This window comes from Streptomyces tubbatahanensis, from assembly GCF_022699385.1.
In the GTDB taxonomy this organism is placed as follows: Bacteria; Actinomycetota; Actinomycetes; order Streptomycetales; family Streptomycetaceae; genus Streptomyces; species Streptomyces diacarni.
The window spans coordinates 3,048,432-3,067,985 of sequence record NZ_CP093846.1 but is presented as its reverse complement, the minus strand read 5'-3'; the positions used below and the strand labels follow the sequence as shown (position 1 = coordinate 3,067,985).

Sequence of the window (19,554 nt, the reverse complement as noted above, 5' to 3'; positions counted from 1 at the left end):
CAGCCCTGCGAGTCACCGGCTTGATGTTCGCGCCCTCGGCAGGTCATCGGAACCCGGCCGGGGGCGCCGACGTGAGTAACATCAAGACCCGCACCAATCTCCTTTCTCCGTAGCGGGGTTGGTGGCGAGACAGGTGCAGGGGGAGGAACGATGGTGGACAGCTTCGGGCCCGTGATGCCCATGCCCGATGCACACCCGGGTCCGGTGGCCGAGGCGGACCCGCCCGCACGGGAACGGTGCCAGGAGCCGATCAGAGTGCTGGTCGTCGACGACCACGAGCTCTTCCGCCGGGGACTGGAGATCGTCCTGGCGCAGGAGGAGGACATCGAGGTCGTCGGGGAGGCCGGGGACGGGGCCGAAGCGGTGGACAAGGCGGCCGACCTGCTGCCCGACATCGTGCTGATGGACGTGCGCATGCCCAAACGGGGCGGTATCGAGGCCTGTACCGCCATCAAGGAGGTGGCGCCCAGCGCCCGCATCATCATGCTGACGATCAGCGACGAGGAGGCCGACCTCTACGACGCGATCAAGGCGGGTGCCACGGGCTACCTCCTCAAGGAGATCTCCACGGACGAGGTCTCCGCCGCGATCCGGGCCGTGGCCGACGGCCAGTCGCAGATCAGCCCCTCGATGGCGGCCAAGCTGCTCACCGAGTTCAAGTCGATGATCCAGCGGACCGACGAGAGCAAGCTCGTGCCCGCGCCGAAGCTCACCGACCGCGAGCTGGAGGTTCTCAAGCTGGTGGCGACCGGGATGAACAACCGCGACATCGCCAAAGAGCTGTTCATCAGCGAGAACACCGTCAAGAACCACGTGCGCAACATCCTGGAGAAGCTCCAGCTGCACTCCAGGATGGAAGCCGTCGTCTATGCGATGCGGGAGAAGATCCTGGAGATCCGCTGAGCGGACGCCGGAAGAAACCCCGGGCCTTCCGACCGCGCGCGGTCTGTCGGCGGCTCGCTCACAGCTCAGTGCCTCACAGCTCAGTGCCTCACAGATCAGTGCGCTGTTCGCTCGGAGCCCGGATGGCGCGCCGGCTCACAGCCCCAGTGCGTCGAGGGCCGAGCGCAGGCGGGGGCGCAGCGGTTCGGGGTCGCAGCGCTCCACCCGTACCGCGTCGCAGCCCACCCAGGAAGCGGCCTCCCCCAGCGCCCGCGCCATCGGCTCGACGGCCTTGGCGCCGTCCATCGACAGCTGGCGGGCGACCAGAGTCGTTCCCTCGCGAGCCGGGTCGACCCGCCCGCAGAGCCTGCCCCCGGCCAGCAGGGGCATGGTGAAGTAGCCGTGGACCCGCTTCGGCTTGGGCACGTAGGCCTCTAGCCGGTGGGTGAAGTCGAAGATCCGTTCGGTGCGGGGCCGGTCCCAGATGAGGGAGTCGAACGGGGAGAGCAGGGTGGTGCGGTGGCGGCCACGCGGGGTGCCGGCCAGCGCCGCCGGGTCGGCCCAGGCACGCCGCGGCCAGCCCCGCACCTCGACTGGTACCAGGCCGGTGTCGGCCACCACGGACTCCACTTGCTCGGCCTTGAGGCGGTGGTAGTCGGCCAGGTCGGCGCGGGTGGCGACCCCCAGCGCGGCGCCCGCTTGGGCCACCAGGCGGCGCAGGCACTCGCTCTCGTCCAGGTCGTCGTGGAGGAGGGAGGCGGGGACGGCGCGTTCGGCCAGGTCGTAGACGCGTTTCCAGCCGCGGCGCTCGCTGACGACGACCTCGCCGATGTCCAGCAGCCACTCCACGGCGATCTTGCGCTCCGACCAGTCCCACCACTCGCCGCCCTTGCGGCCGCCGCCCAGTTCGGCCGTCGTCAGCGGGCCCTCGGCCGCGAGCTGCGCGCGGACGGCGGCGCAGGAGCCCTCGCGGTCCTTCATCACGTGCCAGCGGCGGCCCCGCTCCCGGAAGGCGCGGCGGCGGAAGGCGAAGTGGGGCCACTCCTCGATGGGCAGGACGCAGGCGGCGTGCGACCAGTACTCGAAACTGTGCGCGCCCGTCCAGTAGGCCGCGTCCACCGTCTGGCGTCCCACCGCGCCCAGGCGGGCGTAGGGCACCAGCTCGTGCGACCGTGCCAGCACCGAGATGGTGTCCAGCTGCACCGCTCCCAGGCTCCGCAGCACGCCGCGTACGCCCGCCCGTCGGTCGGGCGCGCCCAGCAGGCCCTGCGCCCGCAGCGCGATCCGTCGTGCCTCGTCGGCGGAGAGGGAAACCGTGGGGCGGGGGGTGGCCGCGGGCGCGGCGCCGGTGAGGCCTGTGGTCATAGGCGTCACCCTAAAAGGACCCACTGACAACGCACTCGAAGCGGACCCGCTGACACCGCGCTCCAAGTGGGCCCGCCGGCCACGTGTTTCCGCGCGGCGTCCCCGTTCAGCGGCCGCGCGGCCGCCCTGTTCTGCGGCCGCTGGGCTGTCCCTATCAAAGCCTGAGCCTGAGCGGGGCTGCCCCGCTCAGAGCCTGCGCGGCGCCCCCATTCAGCGGTTGTGCGGCTGTCCCGTTCACAGGCGAGAGGGCAGGTACGGGGTGCCGAAGGGGAGTCCCCAGTCGGAGGGGAGCAGGGCCGCGATGCGCGCGTCGCGCCGTGTTCCCCTGTGCACGATGCGTGCCCGTTGGATGCCTTCCTCGACGAACCCGATGCGCTGCGCCACGGCACGGGAGCCCTCGTTGTCCGCCTGGGCGACCCACTCCAGCCGTTCCACGCCCAGCGAGGTGAAGGCCCACTCGGCGACGGCGCGCCCGGCCTCGGTCGTGCAGCCTCTGCGCCGGTGCCGGCGTGCGGTCCAGAAGCCCAGCTCGGCGCGGTGTTCCGCGGTGCGCGGGATCGTCAGCCCGACCAGGCCCATGGAGCCGACGAGTTGACCGTCGTGGGTGAAGACCCCGAAGTTGTACATCGTGTCGTCCCGCCAGCCGGCCGGGCTGGTGACGGTGACGAACTCCTCGGCGTCGGCGAGTGTGTACGGTTCGGGTACGGGGACGTAACGCTGGATGTCGGGGTCGTCACACGCGGCGGCCACGGCCTCGGCGTCTCCCCGCTCGAAGGGGCGGAGGAGGAGCCGCTCGGTGCGCAGTGTGATGGGTTCCATAGTCAGATTGTGCAGCGCCGCTCCCCGGCACCTTCCGGGCCTCCGGCACGTTGGGGGTACAGGGTCAGTCCTCCCTCGCATACGATGGCCGGTGCGGTTCAGGCCCTCGGCAAGGAGAGGACCTCGCGGATCGGCACCGACATCCGCACTGACCCGTGCAGACCGTGCCAGGCCCGACCGGCAAGGAGCCACCCTAAGTGTCCGTCTTCGGCAAGCTCATGCGCGCAGGTGAAGGGAAGATCCTGCGCAAGCTGGACCGCGTCGCGCGGCAGGTGAATTCCATCGAAGAGGACTTCGTCGACCTGTCGGACGCGGAGCTGCGCGCGCTCACGGATGAGTACAAGGAGCGGTACGCCGAGGGCGAGTCCCTGGACGACCTGATGCCGGAGGCGTTCGCCACCGTCCGTGAGGCCGCCAAGCGCGTCCTGGGCGAGCGGCACTACGACGTGCAGCTGATGGGCGGCGCCGCGCTGCACCTCGGCTACGTCGCCGAGATGAAGACCGGTGAGGGCAAGACGCTGGTCGGCACGCTGCCGGCGTACCTGAACGGCATCTCGGGTGACGGTGTGCACATCGTCACGGTCAACGACTACCTGGCGCAGCGCGACTCCGAGTGGATGGGGCGCGTGCACAGGTTCCTCGGCCTGACGGTCGGCTGCATCGTGGCCAACATGAGCCCGGCCGAGCGCCGCGAGCAGTACGCGTGCGACATCACCTACGGCACGAACAACGAGTTCGGGTTCGACTACCTGCGCGACAACATGGCGTGGTCCAAGGACGAACTGGTCCAGCGGGGTCACAACTTCGCCATCGTCGACGAGGTCGACTCCATCCTCGTCGACGAGGCCCGTACGCCGCTGATCATCTCCGGCCCCGCCGACCAGGCCACGAAGTGGTACAGCGACTTCGCGAAGCTCGTCAAGCGCCTGGACAAGGGCGAGCCTGGCGACCCGCGCACCCAGAAGCCCGAGACGGGCGACTACGAGGTGGACGAGAAGAAGCGCACCGTCGCCATCCACGAGTCGGGCGTCGGCAAGGTCGAGGACTGGCTGGGCATCGACAACCTCTACGAGTCGGTCAACACGCCGCTGGTGGGGTATCTCAACAACGCGATCAAGGCCAAGGAGCTCTACAAGAACGACAAGGACTACGTCGTCATGGACGGCGAAGTCATGATCGTCGACGAGCACACCGGCCGCATCCTGGCGGGCCGCCGCTACAACGAGGGCATGCACCAGGCGATCGAGGCCAAGGAGGGGGTGGAGATCAAGGACGAGAACCAGACGCTCGCCACGATCACCCTCCAGAACTTCTTCCGCCTCTACAACACCCTCTCCGGCATGACCGGTACGGCCATGACCGAGGCGGCCGAGTTCCACCAGATCTACAAGCTCGGCGTGGTCCCGATCCCGACCAATCGGCCGCTGGCCCGCAAGGACCAGGCCGACCTGATCTACCGCACCGAGGTCTCCAAGTTCGACGCGGTGGTCGACGACATCGTCGAGAAGCACGAGAGCGGCCAGCCGATCCTCGTGGGCACCACCTCGGTCGAGAAGTCCGAGTACCTGTCCAAGCAGCTCACCAAGCGCGGCGTCACCCACCAGGTGCTGAACGCGAAGAATCACGAGCGCGAGGCCCTGATCGTCGCCGAGGCGGGCCGCAAGGGCGCCGTCACCGTGGCCACCAACATGGCGGGCCGCGGCACCGACATCAAGCTCGGCGGCAACGCCGAGGGCATGGCGGAGAACGAACTGCGCGAGCGCGGCCTCGACCCGAACGAGCACGTCGAGGAGTGGGCGGCCGCGCTGCCCACCGCCCTGGAGAAGGCCGAGAAGTCGGTCAAGGCGGCCGTCGACGAGGTCAAGGAGCTCGGCGGCCTTTACGTCCTGGGCACCGAGCGGCACGAGTCCCGCCGGATCGACAACCAGCTGCGCGGCCGCTCGGGCCGCCAGGGTGACCCGGGCGAGTCCCGCTTCTACCTCTCCCTGGGCGACGACCTGATGCGGCTGTTCAAGGCGCAGATGGTCGAGCGCGTGATGTCGATGGCGAACGTGCCGGACGACGTGCCGATCGAGAACAAGATGGTCACCCGCGCGATCGCCTCCGCGCAGTCCCAGGTGGAGCAGCAGAACTTCGAGATCCGCAAGAACGTCCTCAAGTACGACGAGGTGCTCAACCGGCAGCGCGAGGTCATCTACGGCGAGCGCCGCCGCGTCCTGGAGGGCGAGGACCTGCAGGAGCAGGTGGGGCACTTCATGGACGACACGATCGAGGCCTACGTCCAGGCCGAGACCGTCGAGGGCTTCGCCGAGGAGTGGGACCTCGACCGGCTGTGGAGCGCCTTCAAGCAGCTGTACCCCGTCAAGGTGACGATCGAGGAGCTGGAGGAGGCCGCGGGCGACCGCGAGGGCATCACGGCCGACTTCATCATCGACTCCGTCAAGGACGACATCCACGAGCAGTACGAAGCGCGCGAGAAGGAGCTCGGCTCCGAGATCATGCGCGAGCTGGAGCGGCGCGTGGTGCTGTCGGTGCTCGACCGCAAGTGGCGCGAGCACCTGTACGAGATGGACTACCTCCAGGAAGGCATCGGCCTGCGCGCGATGGCCCAGAAGGATCCGCTGGTCGAGTACCAGCGGGAGGGCTACGACATGTTCCAGGCCATGATGGAGGGCATCAAGGAGGAATCCGTCGGCTACCTGTTCAACCTGGAGGTCCAGGTCGAGCAGCAGGTCGAGGAGGTGCCCGTCGAGGACACCGTTCCCGCGCCCTCCCTGGAGAAGGACAGCGAGCCCCGGGATGCCGTTCCGGCCGGTGCGGGCGCCGGTCCGGCCCCGGCGATCCACGCCAAGGGCCTGGACCAGCCGCAGCGCCCCGACCGCCTGCACTTCTCCGCGCCCACCGCCGAGGGCGGCGTGGTCGAGGGCGACCTCGACACCGGCGCCGGCACGGACGGGGACGAGACCGGCCCCATCCGCTCCCAGGCCGACGGCCTCACCCGCGCGGAGCGGAGGAAGGCCCAGAAGGGCCGCAAGAAGCGCAAGTGACCGCGCGGCGGCCACGCCGACGACACCTGGTGCGTCCCTCACGGGCCGCACCCCCGCTGAGGGGCCGAGCACCTGCTGCCCGGCCCCTCAGCCGCGCCTGACACCACTGCCGCCTCCAGCCCCCGTCGCCGAGGCCCGACGGACTCCGCCCGGGCCTTCTGTCCCCCCTCCAGCCCCTTGGAGGCCTCCCCCGCAACCTGCCGGCCCCCGCACCCTGCTGGGCCCCCGCAACCTGTTGGGCCCCGGGGGGCTCGGTCCGCGCAGGCCCGGCCCCCGGAGGTCGGGCGCGTGAGGACCTGAGGGGGTGGCAGTCGAGGGAGTTCACGGGGCGAGGTCGAGTTCGAGGGCTGTGCAGCGCCAGCGGTTGTGGCCGTGTTCCAGGCGGAAGGCCATGGCGCGCTGGCGGTGGCCGGTGGCGATGCGGGCGAAGGCTTCGATGACGCCGGGCCGGATCTGGGTGCCGCGGGCCTCCAGGACGGCGGGGGCCGTGCGGTCGGTGCCGCGGGGACGGAGCGGGGCCGAGGGGGCGAGGGCGCCGAGCCGTTCGTAGGTCTCGTCCGTGGCGTAGCCGAGGAGGGTGTGGACGGGGCACTGTCCGCTGAGGACCAGCAGCAGGCGGCGGGCGAACCAGTACGGAGGCTGCCGTTCCCGTGCGCGGTGGGCGGCCGCGCGGAGCGCCGACTCGGCAGGCCTGCGGCTGTCGCGCCGTGTCGGCGGCCGGGACGGTGCCGAGCGCGGGGTGCGCCGGCGCGGCTGGCGTCCGGACGCGGACTCGGAGACGGATGTGGTCATGGGCTCCCCCGTGGGCGCGGCGTGTGTGAAGGGCTGGCCTGCCGGATCCGCCGGTGAGGGCCGATCTCGATACCGGCCAGTAACCGACGGCTGGCAACGGTTTTAGCCCTGGGAGGAGCCGTACGGCAACGAGGCGGTGGGCTCCGGGAAGGGGCTGGGAGAATTCCCCTATCAGGATCAGCTCGCGGAGCGAGGTTGACGCGGCCACGCGTCTACCTGCGGGTTTGTCCGGGTGCTCGTCGGGGCGAGTCGCGCCGGCTGCCCGTATGCTGACGGGCAGACGGTCCCCGGCGATACACGAAAGCGGCAGCCATGCGTGTCTATGTCCCTCTGACCCTGCCCGCACTGAGCCAGGCGCACGGTGCGGGTGAGCTGGGACCGGCCCCCTTCGAGGCGTACGCGGTCACTGCGGGGCTGCGCGCGTGGTGGGGTTCCGAGAACCCCGAGGATGAGGAGGAGCTGGAGTACGCCGCGCTGGGTCTGGCGGCCGCCTCCTCCCTGCGCTCGCTGGCGAGGGACGCCGAAGCCGTGCGGCGCCGCGTCGTCGTGGTGGCCGAGGTCTCCGACGCTCTCGTGCACAGCGAGGAGCGTGACGTGGCAGACGGCCGTTCCGTGCGGGACGAGGACGCGGCCTCCGTCGGCCGGGTGCGCCTCACGGCTGCGGTGCCGATCTCCAGGGTCGCGGCCGTCCATCTGGACGCCGAGGAGGCGGTCGAGGCGGTGACGGCGGCGATCGACGCCCTGCCCGCGGCCGCGGGCGGCGACCAGCGGGCGCAGGCGGTCGTCGACGGTGCCGAGGAGCACGAGCTGCTGTGGTTCGCCACCCAGGAGATCCCCGCCCTGATCGCCTGACCCGTCGCCGGTGGCCGGAGCTGTAGCAGACGGCCAGGCCGGTCACTGATGGCCTGACCGGACAGGCCGTGGCCTGACCGGTCGCTGCTCTGTCGCGTTGTCAGTCCCTCCCCGTACCGTCAGAAGCATGGTCTTGGGGCAGCAACCGCAGCAGTCGCAGCAGTCGCAGCAGCCGCGGCAATCGGAGTCGGCACCGCAGCAGGGCCGGCGCGTTCTGAGTTCCGCGCACATCGTGTGGGACTGGAACGGCACGCTGCTGCACGACATCCATACCGTGCTCGAGGCGACCAACGCCGCGTTCGACGAGCTCGGCTTCCCGGCGATCACGCTGGAGCGGTATCGGGAGCTGTACTGCGTTCCGGTGCCGCGCTTCTACGAGCGGCTGTTCGGCAGGATGCCCACGGGCAGCGAGTGGCAGGTCATGGACGAGACGTTCCACCGCCACTACTGGGCCCGTATCGCCGGCGCGGGTCTGGCCGAGGGCGCCGCGGAACTCCTGGCGACGCGGCAGGCGGCCGGTCACACCCAGTCGCTGTGCTCGCTGGCGCCGCACGACCGGCTGCTGCCGCTGCTGCGTACGTACGGCATCGACGGGCACTTCCTGCGGGTCGACGGTGCGGTCGGCCCGACCGGTGGCGGCAAGGCCGCCCAGATGGTGCGGCATCTCGCCGCGCTGCGTGGGGTGGAGCCGAGCCGGGCCGTGGTGATCGGGGACGCGGTCGACGACGCGTTGGCGGCCGCCCACGCGGGGGCGCGCGCCGTGCTCTTCACCGGGGGCTCGCACAGCAGGGCCAGCCTGGAGGAGGCGGGGGTGCCGGTCGTCGACACCTTGCGTGAGGCGGTCGAAACGGCGGAGCGCCTGGCCCGCGAGGCCGCCGAGGACTCCCCTCCCACAGAGGGCACAGAGGGCACAGAGGGCACAGAGGGCACAGAGGGCTCGGGGGGCACAGGGGGCGCGGGGCGCGCAGCGAGCCCCCGCCCCGCCACGGAGGGGGAAGCAGCGGCATGGGGGTAGCCTCAGCAGTGCCGTCGGCGAAGCGGCGCCCGCAGGCCGCCGCATGGCAGCACACGACTGGCGCCACGCGGTGGCACGCCACGAGGTGGCCGCCACCCCGCGGCACCCCACGCCCCGCGGCCGGAAGGTGTCCGAAAGGGCCAAGACGATCTTTTCTGTCCCCCTCTTTGTACACATAAGGGCCATGACGCGAGGGTGCCGGAGAGAGATAGCCTGGCCTACGTGATCAGCGCGATATCCACCGGAGGGTCTGCCCGCGGGCGCCGCTCCGTTCAGCGCCCCCCGCGTGACAGCGCGTGGGGCGCCGCTGGTCGTCTCTCCCGGCACAGTGGCGGACCCGTGCGGACACCCCGTGTTCCGGCGCCGTGCCCCTTCCATCCCGACGTCACGCAACGGCGCGCGACAGGAGCCAGAGGACATGCAGAGCAAGCTGGAAGAAGCAAAAGCCGAGCGGCTGGCGGAAGCCGCTAGGGTGGCTGAACAGAGCCCGGCGCAGGGACGCCACCCGGTGCAGGGCCTCAACGGCCCCCAGGACGACGCCCTTGGCGCGTATCTCCAGCGGTACTACCTGCACACGGCGCCGGAGGACCTCACCGACCGTGACCCGGTCGACATCCTCGGCGGTGCACTCGCCCACTACCGTCTCGCACAGGAGCGTCCGCAGGGCACGGCGAATGTGCGGGTGTACTCACCGTCGATCGATGAGAACGGCTTCTCGTGCACGCACTCGGTGATCGAGGTCGTGACGGATGACATGCCGTTCCTGGTCGACTCGGTCACCAACGAGCTCTCCCGGCAGGGCCGCGGCATCCACGTCGTGATCCACCCGCAGATGGTGGTGCGCCGGGATCTGGCCGGGAAGCTGCTGGAGGTCCTCTCCGTCGGCCGTGACGACGTGGCGGCCCAGCAGGCCGACGCCGCGCAGCAGGCGGGCACGGCTTCGCAGGGGCCGGGGAAGCGCCAGGCGAAGGAGAAGCGGGAGAAGCTGCCGCACGACGCGCTGGTCGAATCATGGATTCACGTGGAGATCGACCGGGAGACCGACCGGGAGGACCTCAAGCAGATCAGCGCGGATCTGCGCCGGGTCCTCTCGGACGTGCGGGAGGCGGTCGAGGACTGGCAGAAGATGCGGGGCGCGGCGCTGCGCATCGCGGACGAGCTGACGGGGGAGCCGACCGACGACCTGCCGGGTGAGGAGGTCGACGAGGCGCGTGAGCTGCTGCGCTGGCTGGCGGATGATCACTTCACCTTCCTCGGCTACCGCGAGTACGAACTCGACGCCGAGGGCGGCAAGGGCGGCAAGGGCACCAAGAGCGGTAAGGCCGCCAAGGGTGCCAAGGCCGGCAAGGCGGCGAAGGACGGCAAGGAAGCCGTGGAGGGCGAGGAGCTGACGCTCACGCCGCTGCCCGGCACGGGTCTGGGTATTCTGCGGTCCGATCCGCACCAGCCGGGGGATGAGGGGCATCCGGTCTCGCCGTCGTTCAACCGGCTGCCCGCGGACGCGCGGGCGAAGGCGCGTGAGCACCGGATGCTGGTGCTGACGAAGGCGAACAGTCGTTCGACGGTGCACCGTGCCTCGTACCTGGACTACGTGGGCGTCAAGAAGTTCGACGCCGAGGGCAACGTGGTGGGGGAGCGGCGCTTCCTGGGCCTGTTCTCGTCCGCGGCCTACACGGAGTCGGTGCGGCGGGTGCCGGTCATCCGGCGGAAGGTCGCGGAGGTGCTGGACGGCGCCGGGTTCACGCCGGACAGCCACGCGGGCCGCGACCTGCTGCAGATCCTGGAGACCTACCCGCGCGACGAGCTGTTCCAGACGCCGGCCGACGAGCTGCGCTCCATCGTCACCTCGGTCCTCTACCTCCAAGAGCGCCGCAAGCTGCGGCTGTACCTGCGCCAGGACGAGTACGGGCGGTACTACTCGGCGCTGGTCTACCTGCCGCGCGACCGCTACACCACCGGGGTGCGGCTGCGGCTGACGGACATCCTGACCGAGGAGCTGGGCGGCACCAGCGTCGACTTCACCGCCTGGAACACGGAGTCGGTGCTCTCCAGGCTGCACTTCGTGATCCGGGTGCGTACGGGCGCCGAGCTGCGGGAGCTGACGGACGCGGAGGTCGACCGCATCGAGACGCGGCTGGCCGAGGCGGCGCGCTCGTGGGCGGACGGCTTCAGCGAGGCGCTGGTCGCCGAGTGCGGCGAGGAGCAGGCCGCCGAGATGGCGCAGAAGTACGCGCACGCCTTCCCCGAGGGCTACAAGGCGGACTTCTCGCCGCGTGCGGCCGTGGCGGACCTGCAGCACATCGAGCAGTTGGTGCGCGGCGGTGCGGAGGACGACTTCGCGCTGAGCCTGTACGAGCCGGTGGGCGCTGCTCCGGGGGAGCGCCGCTTCAAGATCTACCGCACGGGCAGTCCCGTCTCGCTCTCCGCCGTGCTGCCCGGGTTGCAGGCGATGGGCGTCGAGGTGGTGGACGAGCGCCCCTACGAGCTGCGCTGCGCGGACAGGTCGCACGCGTGGATCTACGACTTCGGGCTGCGGATGCCGGACGGGCAGCGCGGTCTGGAGGAGGAGACGCGGGAGCGTTTCCAGGAGGCGTTCACGGCGGTGTGGACGGGCCACGCGGAGAACGACGGCCTCAACGCGCTGGTGCTCTCGGCCGGGTTGACCTGGCGGCAGGCGATGGTGCTGCGCGCGTACGCGAAGTACCTGCGGCAGGCGGGTTCGACGTTCAGCCAGGCGTACATCGAGGACACGCTGCGCGGGAACGTGCACACCACGCGGCTGCTCGTCAGCCTGTTCGAGGCGCGGCTGGACCCCACGCGCAGGCGTGCGGGCCACGAGCTGATCGACGGCATCCTGGAGGAGCTGACCGGGGCGCTGGACCAGGTCGCCAGCCTGGACGAGGACCGCATCCTGCGCTCCTTCCTCACCGTCATCACCGCCACCCTGCGCACCAACTACTTCCAGCTGGCCGGCGACGGCAAGCCGCACACCTACGTGTCGATGAAGCTGGATCCGCAGGCGATTCCGGACCTGCCCGCGCCGCGCCCCGCCTACGAGATCTGGGTGTACTCGCCGCGGGTCGAGGGCGTCCACCTGCGGTTCGGCAAGGTGGCGCGCGGTGGTCTGCGCTGGTCGGACCGGCGTGAGGACTTCCGCACGGAGATCCTCGGCCTGGTCAAGGCGCAGGAGGTCAAGAACACCGTCATCGTGCCGGTCGGCGCCAAGGGCGGCTTCGTCGGCAAGCAGCTGCCCGACCCGGCCGTGGACCGCGACGCGTGGCAGGCCGAGGGCATCGCCTGCTACAAGACGTTCATCTCGGGCCTGCTGGACGTCACCGACAACCTGGTCTCCGGCGAGGTCGAGTACCCCCAGGACGTGGTGCGGCACGACGAGGACGACACCTACCTCGTCGTGGCCGCCGACAAGGGCACGGCCACCTTCTCCGACATCGCCAACGAGGTCGCGAACTCCTACGGCTACTGGCTGGGTGACGCGTTCGCCTCGGGCGGTTCGGCCGGGTACGACCACAAGGGCATGGGCATCACGGCGCGCGGCGCCTGGGATTCGGTCAAGCGGCACTTCCGCGAGCTGGGCCACGACACCCAGACTGAGGACTTCACCGTCGTCGGCGTCGGCGACATGTCGGGTGACGTGTTCGGCAACGGCATGCTGCTCTCGGAGCACATCCGGCTGGTGGCGGCCTTCGACCACCGGCACATCTTCCTCGACCCCGACCCGGAGGCGGCCACCTCCTACGCGGAGCGCCGCCGCCTGTTCGAGCTGCCGCGCTCCTCGTGGGCGGACTACGACACGACGCTGATCTCGGCCGGCGGCGGCGTCCACCCGCGCAGCGCCAAGTCGGTGCCGATCACCCCGCAGGTGCGCGAGGCCCTGGGCATCGAGCAGGGCGTCACGAAGATGACCCCCGCCGAGCTGATGCGGGCCATCCTGACGGCCCCCGTCGACCTGCTGTGGAACGGCGGCATCGGCACCTACGTCAAGGCGTCGACGGAGAGCGACGCGGACGTCGGCGACAAGGCCAACGACGCGATCCGGGTGGACGGCCAGGACCTGCGGGTCAAGGTCGTCGGCGAGGGCGGCAACCTGGGCTGCACCCAGCTGGGCCGGATCGAGTTCGCCTCGGACGGGGGGCGGATCAACACCGACGCGATCGACAACAGCGCGGGTGTGGACACCTCCGACCACGAGGTGAACATCAAGATCCTGCTCAACTCCGTGGTGGCCGACGGCGACATGACCGTCAAGCAGCGCAACAAGCTGCTCGCCCAGATGACGGACGAGGTCGGCGAGCTGGTGCTGCGCAACAACTACGCGCAGAACGCGGCGCTGTCCAACTCCCTGGCGCAGGCCCCCAGCCTGCTGCTGGCCAGCCAGCGGCAGATGCGCAGGCTGGCCAAGGAGGGCAAGCTGGACCGGCAGCTGGAGTTCCTGCCCACGGACCGGCAGATCCGTGAGCGGCTGAACAACGGCGACGGGCTGACCCAGCCGGAGATCGCCGTGCTGCTCGCCTACACGAAGATCAACGTGACGGACGAGCTGATCGCGACGTCGCTGCCGGACGACGCCTACCTGAAGCGGCTGCTGTACTGCTACTTCCCCGAGGCGCTGCGCGAGCGCTTCGGACAGCAGATCGAGGCGCACGCGCTGCGCCGCGAGATCGTCACGACGGTCCTGGTCAACGACACCGTGAACGTGGCGGGCTCCACCTTCGTGCACCGTATGAAGGAGGAGTCGGGGGCCTCGACGGAGGAGATCGTGCGCGCGCACACGGCCGCGCGCGCCATCTTCCGGCTCGGCGACATCTGGGACGAGGTCGAGTCGCTGGACAACCAGGTCGCGGCCAATGTGCTCACCGACATCCGGCTGCGCTCGCGGCAGCTCGTCGAGCGCGGTACCCGCTGGCTGCTGAACAACCGTCCGCAGCCGCTGCTGCTGGCCGACACCATCGAGCTGTTCTCCGAGCGGGTGGAGACGGTCTGGGCGGAGCTGCCCAAGCTGCTCAAGGGCGACGACCTCAAGTGGCACCAGCGGGTGTACGACAAGCTGTCGGGCGCCGGCGTCCCCGCGGAGCTGGCGCAGCGGATCGCGGGCTCGGCCGCGGCGTTCTCCACGCTGGACGTGGTCGCCGTCGCGGACCGCATGGGCAAGGAGCTGATGGACGTCGCCGAGGTCTACTTCGACCTCGCCGACCGGCTGGGCATCACCCAGCTCCAGGGCCGCGTCAGCGAGCTGCCGCGGGCCGACCGCTGGCAGTCGATGGCCCGCTCCTCCATCCGCGAGGACCTGTACGCGGCGCACCAGCTGCTGGTGGCCGACGTGCTGGCCGCGGGCAACGGCGCCGACACGCCGGGGCAGCGGTACGAGGCGTGGGAGGAGAAGAACCGCGCCATCCTCGTGCGCGCCCGGGGCACCCTGGACGAGATCCAGGCCTCGGAGACGTTCGATCTGGCGAACCTGTCGGTGGCCATGCGGACGATGCGCACGCTGCTGCGCAGCAACCGCTGAGGTCCGGCGGGGCGAGGCGCTGCTGACCGCCGTGCCGGGAGGGACACCCTTCCCGGCACGGCGGTCACGCGTTCGGCCCTCCACCGCGTGCGGGCCGCCCGCCGCGCTGCTTACCGTGCGGGAATGGGCGGGCTGGTGGAGGGCGTGGCTGAGGTGGACGACGCGGGCGCGGGTGCGGTGCGAAGCGCCGAGGCCGCGCGGGAGCGGCAGCAGCGTGTCCGCCGGATGCGGGAGCGCACCCGGTCGGGATGCGCGCTCGGTCTGCTGGCCGCCGGCTACCTGTTCCAGATGTCGGGCATCGCCGGGGCCGGCGCCGCCCTCGTCGTCCTCGGTGCGGCGCTGGGCCTGCTGACGGACGTACTGCTGCCGCACCACGCACGCGGCACGGAGCGGCGGCTGGCCCGGGCGCAGTTCACCCCCGCCGTCCGGCAGATGCTGCGGGATGCGCTGCTGCTGGGCGGTCTGGGACGGCTCGGCGTTCTCGACTCGGGCAGCACCGCGCCGCTGCTGGGGGCCGTGCTGGCGTGCTGGGCCCTGCACTTCCTGTGCCAGGCGGTCGCCGGGTCGGTGCGCGCCCGCAGACGGCTGCCCGTGGTCACCCGCAACATCGACGCCTCGGCGCTCGGGCTCACTCCCTCACCGCCGGCGCTGTTCGCGCAGCGGGCGACGGTGCGCCTGCTGGGCGTGGCGGCCGTGCTGACGGCGGGGATGAGCGCGTCGGCCGCGACGGGGGATCCGGTGTGGGCGCTGGCGGCGGCCGTGGGCTGCTGCGCAGGGATGCTCGCCGGGATCGCGTGGCTGGCCACCTGGCTGCTGCCCGGCAAGCGGGTGGTCGGCGAGGAGGAGGCGCTGGCCTGGCTTGACGGGTGGCTGGCGGAGTACCGGCCGACGGTGGGCATGTACTTCTCCGGCGGCAACGCCTCCGCTTACCAGGCGAACATGTGGCTGAGCACGCTGGCCGAGCTGGAGGGGCGGCCCGTGATCGTGCTGCGCGAGCGGTTCATGGTGCAGAAGATCGACGCCACGGACGTGCCCGTCCTGTGCGTGCCGAAGGTGTCGCACCTGATGCGGCTGGAGCACTCCACGCTGAAGGTGCTGCTGCACCCGGCGAACTCCGGCAAGACCTCGCAGGTGCTGCGTATCCCCACCCTCAAGCACGCCTTCATCAACCACGGCGAGTCCGACAAGCTCTCCTCCTGCAACCCCTACGCCAAGGCCTACGACCAGGTGTGGGTCGCCGGCGAGGCCGCCCGCGAGCGCTACGCGCTGGCGCACATCGGGGTGGAGGACAAGGACGTGGTCGAGGTCGGCCGCCCGCAGCTCGCACCCATCGAGGCAGCGGGCACCCGCGGGACGGCAGCCGGGCCCGGGGGCCGCGACGGCCGTCTCACCGTGCTGTACGCGCCGACCTGGGAGGGGTTCACCGACGATCCGGGCAACACCTCGGTGCTGGTGGCGGGCGAGGCGATCGTCTCCGCGCTGCTGGCCGACCGCGGGGTGCGGCTGCTGTACAAGCCGCACCCGATGACCGGCACCGTCGACCCGCGCGCGGGGGAGGCCGACCGGTGCATCCGCGCGCTGATCCAGCGGGCGAACGCCGGGCGGGGCGGCGAGGAGCCAGGTCCCGAGGCGCAGGCGGCGCTTCGGGAGGCGACCGCCGAGTTGCGCAGGCTCACCCGCGTGGACTTCGGCCGGCGCGCAGACGAGGTGGAGCGGATGCTGCGCCAGCAGGCACCCGAACCCGGCCGCGCCCGGGAGGTGGAGGAGGCGGCGCGGGCGTGGGAGGAGGCGTACTGGGCGGCGCAGCCCCCCTGGCTCCACCAGATCGTCACCGCCGGCGGACCCGGCCTCTTCTGCTGCTTCAACGAGGCCGACGTGCTGGTCTCGGACGTCTCGTCCGTCGTCTCCGACTACCTCAGCAGCGAGAAGCCGTACGCCGTCGCCAACACCAGCGGCCTGGACGACGACGGCTTCAGGGCGGCCTGCCCCACCGTGCGTGCCGCGACCCTCCTCGGCCCTGACGGTACGGGCATCGACCGGCTGCTGCACACCGTGCGGCACCCGCGGGAGGACACCCTCGCCCCCGCCCGCGCCGCCTTGAAGGTCCGGCTGCTCGGACCGGCCGAACCGCCGTCCCTCGTCCGCTTCAACCGGGCCGTGCAAGCGCTCGTGAGGGAGGCCGAGGCGCGCGAGGAGAGGGTGCGCGCGGTGGCCGGGCAGCCGCTCGACGCGGAGGGTGATGCGGAGGGAGAGGTGGAGGCCGAGGAGGAGAGGGAGCGGGGTCAGGCGCTGGCGGAGGCGCTCGGCGAGGACGAGCGGCCCTGAGCGCTCTTCGCCGCCGGATCCGGCCCCTGCCGACTCGCGCCCGTGTGCGCCGCGGAGCCCTGGCGTGACCCTGCCGTCTCCCGCTGCTGTCGCGCCTCCTCGTCGGAGCGCTGCGCGGCCGCCGGTGCGGTGTGGTCCTCGGCCTTGGGCGCGGCCAGTGTCCTGAGGGTGAGGACCAGGTTGTTGTTGAGCGAGAAGTACAGCTGCACGGCCAGGTTGCTCTCGCCCAGCCGGGTGCGGGGGGTGACGTCGGTCTTCTTGCGGTCCGCCAGGTCGCCCAGCAGCCGCCCCAGACGTACCCGCTCGGGGCCGAGCCCCGGTCGCAGCCACAGGTCCCACACCCCCTCGGCCGCGCCGTCGGCGAAGGCCGCGGGCAGTTCGTAGGGCAGTTCCAGTTCCACGGTGGCGGCTTCGGTGCCCTGGCGGCCGGGGAACTCGAACGCCTGCCGGGGGTTGCCGCCGCGCGGTACCGCCACCAGCACGGGACCGCCCGAGAGTTCGACGGTGCGCCGGGACAGCTCGGGCGCGACGGCCTGTCCGTACAGCCGTGCGGTGAGGGTGTAGCCGTGCTCGCCGCGTACGACCCCGGTGACCTCCGCGTGCCGGTCGCGGGACCAGACCCGGACGGCGAGACAGCCGTCCTCCGTCACGTACGGCACCCAGGGCTCCAGCACGCCGTCCGCGTTCACCGGCGCCGGCATGCTCAGCAGCCGGGCCGTCTCGACCCGCTCGGCCTTGACCCGCTTGCTCCGCCCGTCCGAGGCGCGCTCGACGTAGGCGTCCCACCGGGCCTCGGCGAGGGAGGGGCCGTCCTGGCGGCTGAGCCGGACCTCGACCCAGCCGTCCGCGTCGGCCTGCTCGCGGGGCGGCAGCGGAAGGCGGACGGGGGCGGTGCCGTCGCGGCCCCGGGGGCGGAGGGAGAGCGTCGCGGTGCTCCGGGGGAGGGTGGTGGCGCGCAGGCGGAACAGCAGCGCGCCGTCGTGCTGCGCCAGGACGCGGGCGAGCGGGCGCGGCAGGCCGCCGCCGCCCGCACGCGGGGCGTCCAACAGGACTCTCGCGAGGGGGCGCAGGGCAGGGACCAGCGCGCGGGGGACGACGCGCCGTGCGGCTCGGAGCGCGCGGGCGCGCACACCGCGTGGTGCGGTACGAGAGCGCGCGCCGCGCGGTGCGGGCGCCCGGGGGGTCGTGGGCGCCCCCGGGCGAGGTGCCGCTCCGGCCTCCTCGCCCGCCGGGCGGTCGGCGCCCCCCTGCCCGCCCCCGGGGGCGCCGGCCGCGTCCCGCGCGCTGTCGGGGACCGTCTCGCGTCCGGCGCCGGGGGCCGCCTTCCGTGCGGCGTCGTGGGTTTTCTCCCGTGCGGCGTCGCCGGTTTCCTCCCGTGCGGTGTCGTCCGTCGCTCGCCCGGCGCCGTCCGGTGTGCCGCGGTGTTCGGCGAGGAGGCCCTCCATCAGCTCCTCGTACTCTCCCGCGATACGCCGGGGGCTGTAGCGGGCGGCCTTCTCGCGGGCGGCGTGGCCCATGCGGGCGCGGAGGGCGGGGTCCTCGACGAGGTGGAGGAGGGCGTCGGCGTAGGCGCGGACGTTGGTGTCCTCGTTCCCGCCCAGCGGCGCGAGCAGCCCGTCGCGGCCGTTGGCGATGATCTCGCCGGGGCCGTAGGGGCAGTCGGTGCTGACGACGGGGACGCCGCAGTGCATGGCCTCGACGAGGGTCATGCCGAAGGACTCGCCGTCGGAGGAGACGGCGGCGATCGAGCCCTTGGCCCACTCGGTCTCGATGGGGGAGTGGGCGCCCATCATGAAGGCGCGGTCGGACAGGCCGAGGTCGTCGAGGGTACGGCGCAGCGCGGCGCGCTGGGGGCCGCGTCCGTACAGGCGCAGCGACCAGTCGGGGTGCTTGTCGGCGACGAGGGCGAAGGCGCGCAGCAGCCGGTCGTAGCGCTTGACCTTGATCAGGCGCCCCGCGGCGACGATGAGCTTGGCCTGCCCGTCCGAGGGCTCGACGTCGGTCGGCGGGACGGCGTTGGGGACGCAGACGATCCGGGCGCGGACGTCGGGCAGGGCGGCGCGGTAGGCGTCGGCGTCGGCGTAGGAGACGGTCACGAACCCGTCCAGGTGGGCGAGGGCCGCGTCCTGGTGGGTACGGATGTGGTCGCTGTGCATCCGGTGGGTGAGGTGTTCCTGGCCGATGCGGACGTAGCGCCTGGTGCCGTAGGCGGCGAGATAGTCGTTGATCTTCGGCCGGGTGCCGATGACGACGTCGGCGTCCAGGTTCTCCAGCAGCGCCTTGACCCGCAGGTCGCCGAGGCGGGTGGAGATGCCCCTCTCGAAGTGGTCATGCCCTTCGGTGAAGCGCTCGCTGCGCTGGTGGTAGGCGGGGTCGTCGCCGTCGTAGGCGGGCGAGGAGGGGCGCAGGTCGATGAGGGAGGTCAGCCGTACACGCGGGTCGAAGCAGAGCGCGGGCTCCTGGCGGGAGCGGCGCAGACTGACGACCTCCACCTGGTGCCGGTCGGCCAGGGCGCCGGAGAGGTTGACCGTTGATCTGATCGTCCCGCCGATTCCGTAGGCGTTGTCCAACAAGAACACGATCTTCATCGCGGCCTCCCCTTCACTCGGTGCTCTTCGTACCGTATTGACCGGATTTCTCTATTTCGTCCCCGCCTATTTCAGGTGGGAAAAGGGAGGAGATGCGTTCTTAACACTCGTATGTCCCTCATTCGGCCCCGACGGCGGCATGCCGCGACGGCCGAAAGCCCGACCGCACTTACTGTCCGATCAATGGCCTCGCAGATCATCGACCCAGTCGGACCGGAAGGCGGCGTCGGCAGCCGACCCGCCGTCCCCGGCGCGCGCACGTCCGCCGCGCTCGGCGGCGGACGTGGGGCGAGGCGGGCCGCGCGGGCCGCACGGTCCGTGCGGACCGTGCGGTTGGTCCGG

General features: G+C 71.6%; 9 protein-coding genes and 1 pseudogene. 6 read left to right on the top strand and 4 right to left on the bottom strand.

The annotated features are described in order from the left end of the window. The first annotated feature begins 150 nt into the window (after positions 1–150). Entirely contained in the window at positions 151–903 is a 753-nt protein-coding gene (locus MMF93_RS13140; RefSeq protein ID WP_114013827.1) for a response regulator, read from the top strand. Between the two features lie 135 nt (positions 904–1,038). Here the strand turns inward: MMF93_RS13140 and MMF93_RS13135 are convergent, their stop codons facing one another. Continuing rightward, positions 1,039–2,247, bottom strand: coding sequence for a winged helix-turn-helix domain-containing protein (locus MMF93_RS13135; protein ID WP_242751484.1), 1,209 nt, complete (start codon positions 2,245–2,247; stop codon positions 1,039–1,041). A 234-nt stretch (positions 2,248–2,481) separates the two neighbouring features. Continuing rightward, positions 2,482–3,066: a GNAT family N-acetyltransferase gene (locus tag MMF93_RS13130; RefSeq protein WP_242751483.1), complete on the bottom strand. Its 585-nt coding sequence runs from the start codon at positions 3,064–3,066 to the stop codon at positions 2,482–2,484. A 197-nt stretch (positions 3,067–3,263) separates the two neighbouring features. Between MMF93_RS13130 and secA the strand changes: the two genes are divergently transcribed. After that, on the top strand, positions 3,264–6,113 hold the full coding sequence (gene secA / locus MMF93_RS13125; RefSeq protein ID WP_242751482.1) for a preprotein translocase subunit SecA: 2,850 nt from the start codon (positions 3,264–3,266) through the stop codon (positions 6,111–6,113). Positions 6,114–6,434: 321 nt separating this feature from the next. On the opposite strand, the gene MMF93_RS13120 is transcribed toward secA, so the two are convergent. Beyond that, the gene (locus MMF93_RS13120) at positions 6,435–6,905 is read right to left on the bottom strand and encodes an Rv3235 family protein (RefSeq protein WP_242751481.1); all 471 of its coding nucleotides are present in this window, start codon (positions 6,903–6,905) and stop codon (positions 6,435–6,437) included. A gap of 312 nt (positions 6,906–7,217) precedes the next feature. On the opposite strand from MMF93_RS13120, the gene MMF93_RS13115 reads away from it, so the two are divergent. From MMF93_RS13115 to MMF93_RS13100, 4 genes and pseudogenes are all read left to right on the top strand, one after another. Next, on the top strand, positions 7,218–7,757 hold the full coding sequence (locus tag MMF93_RS13115; protein WP_242751480.1) for a DUF6912 family protein: 540 nt from the start codon (positions 7,218–7,220) through the stop codon (positions 7,755–7,757). A 232-nt stretch (positions 7,758–7,989) separates the two neighbouring features. After that, positions 7,990–8,622 (top strand): annotated as a pseudogene (locus tag MMF93_RS13110) (HAD family hydrolase); the annotation flags it as partial. Between the two features lie 568 nt (positions 8,623–9,190). After that, positions 9,191–14,299 (top strand): NAD-glutamate dehydrogenase, encoded by a 5,109-nt coding sequence (locus MMF93_RS13105; RefSeq protein WP_242751479.1) that lies wholly within the window; start codon positions 9,191–9,193, stop codon positions 14,297–14,299. 225 nt (positions 14,300–14,524) lie between these two features. Continuing rightward, on the top strand, positions 14,525–16,624 hold the full coding sequence (locus MMF93_RS13100) for a hypothetical protein (RefSeq protein ID WP_423835599.1): 2,100 nt from the start codon (positions 14,525–14,527) through the stop codon (positions 16,622–16,624). On the opposite strand, the gene MMF93_RS13095 is transcribed toward MMF93_RS13100, so the two are convergent. Then, on the bottom strand, positions 16,582–19,212 hold the full coding sequence (locus MMF93_RS13095) for a glycosyltransferase family 4 protein (protein ID WP_274709456.1): 2,631 nt from the start codon (positions 19,210–19,212) through the stop codon (positions 16,582–16,584). The genes MMF93_RS13100 and MMF93_RS13095 overlap by 43 nt on opposite strands. Positions 19,213–19,554: the final 342 nt, after the last annotated feature.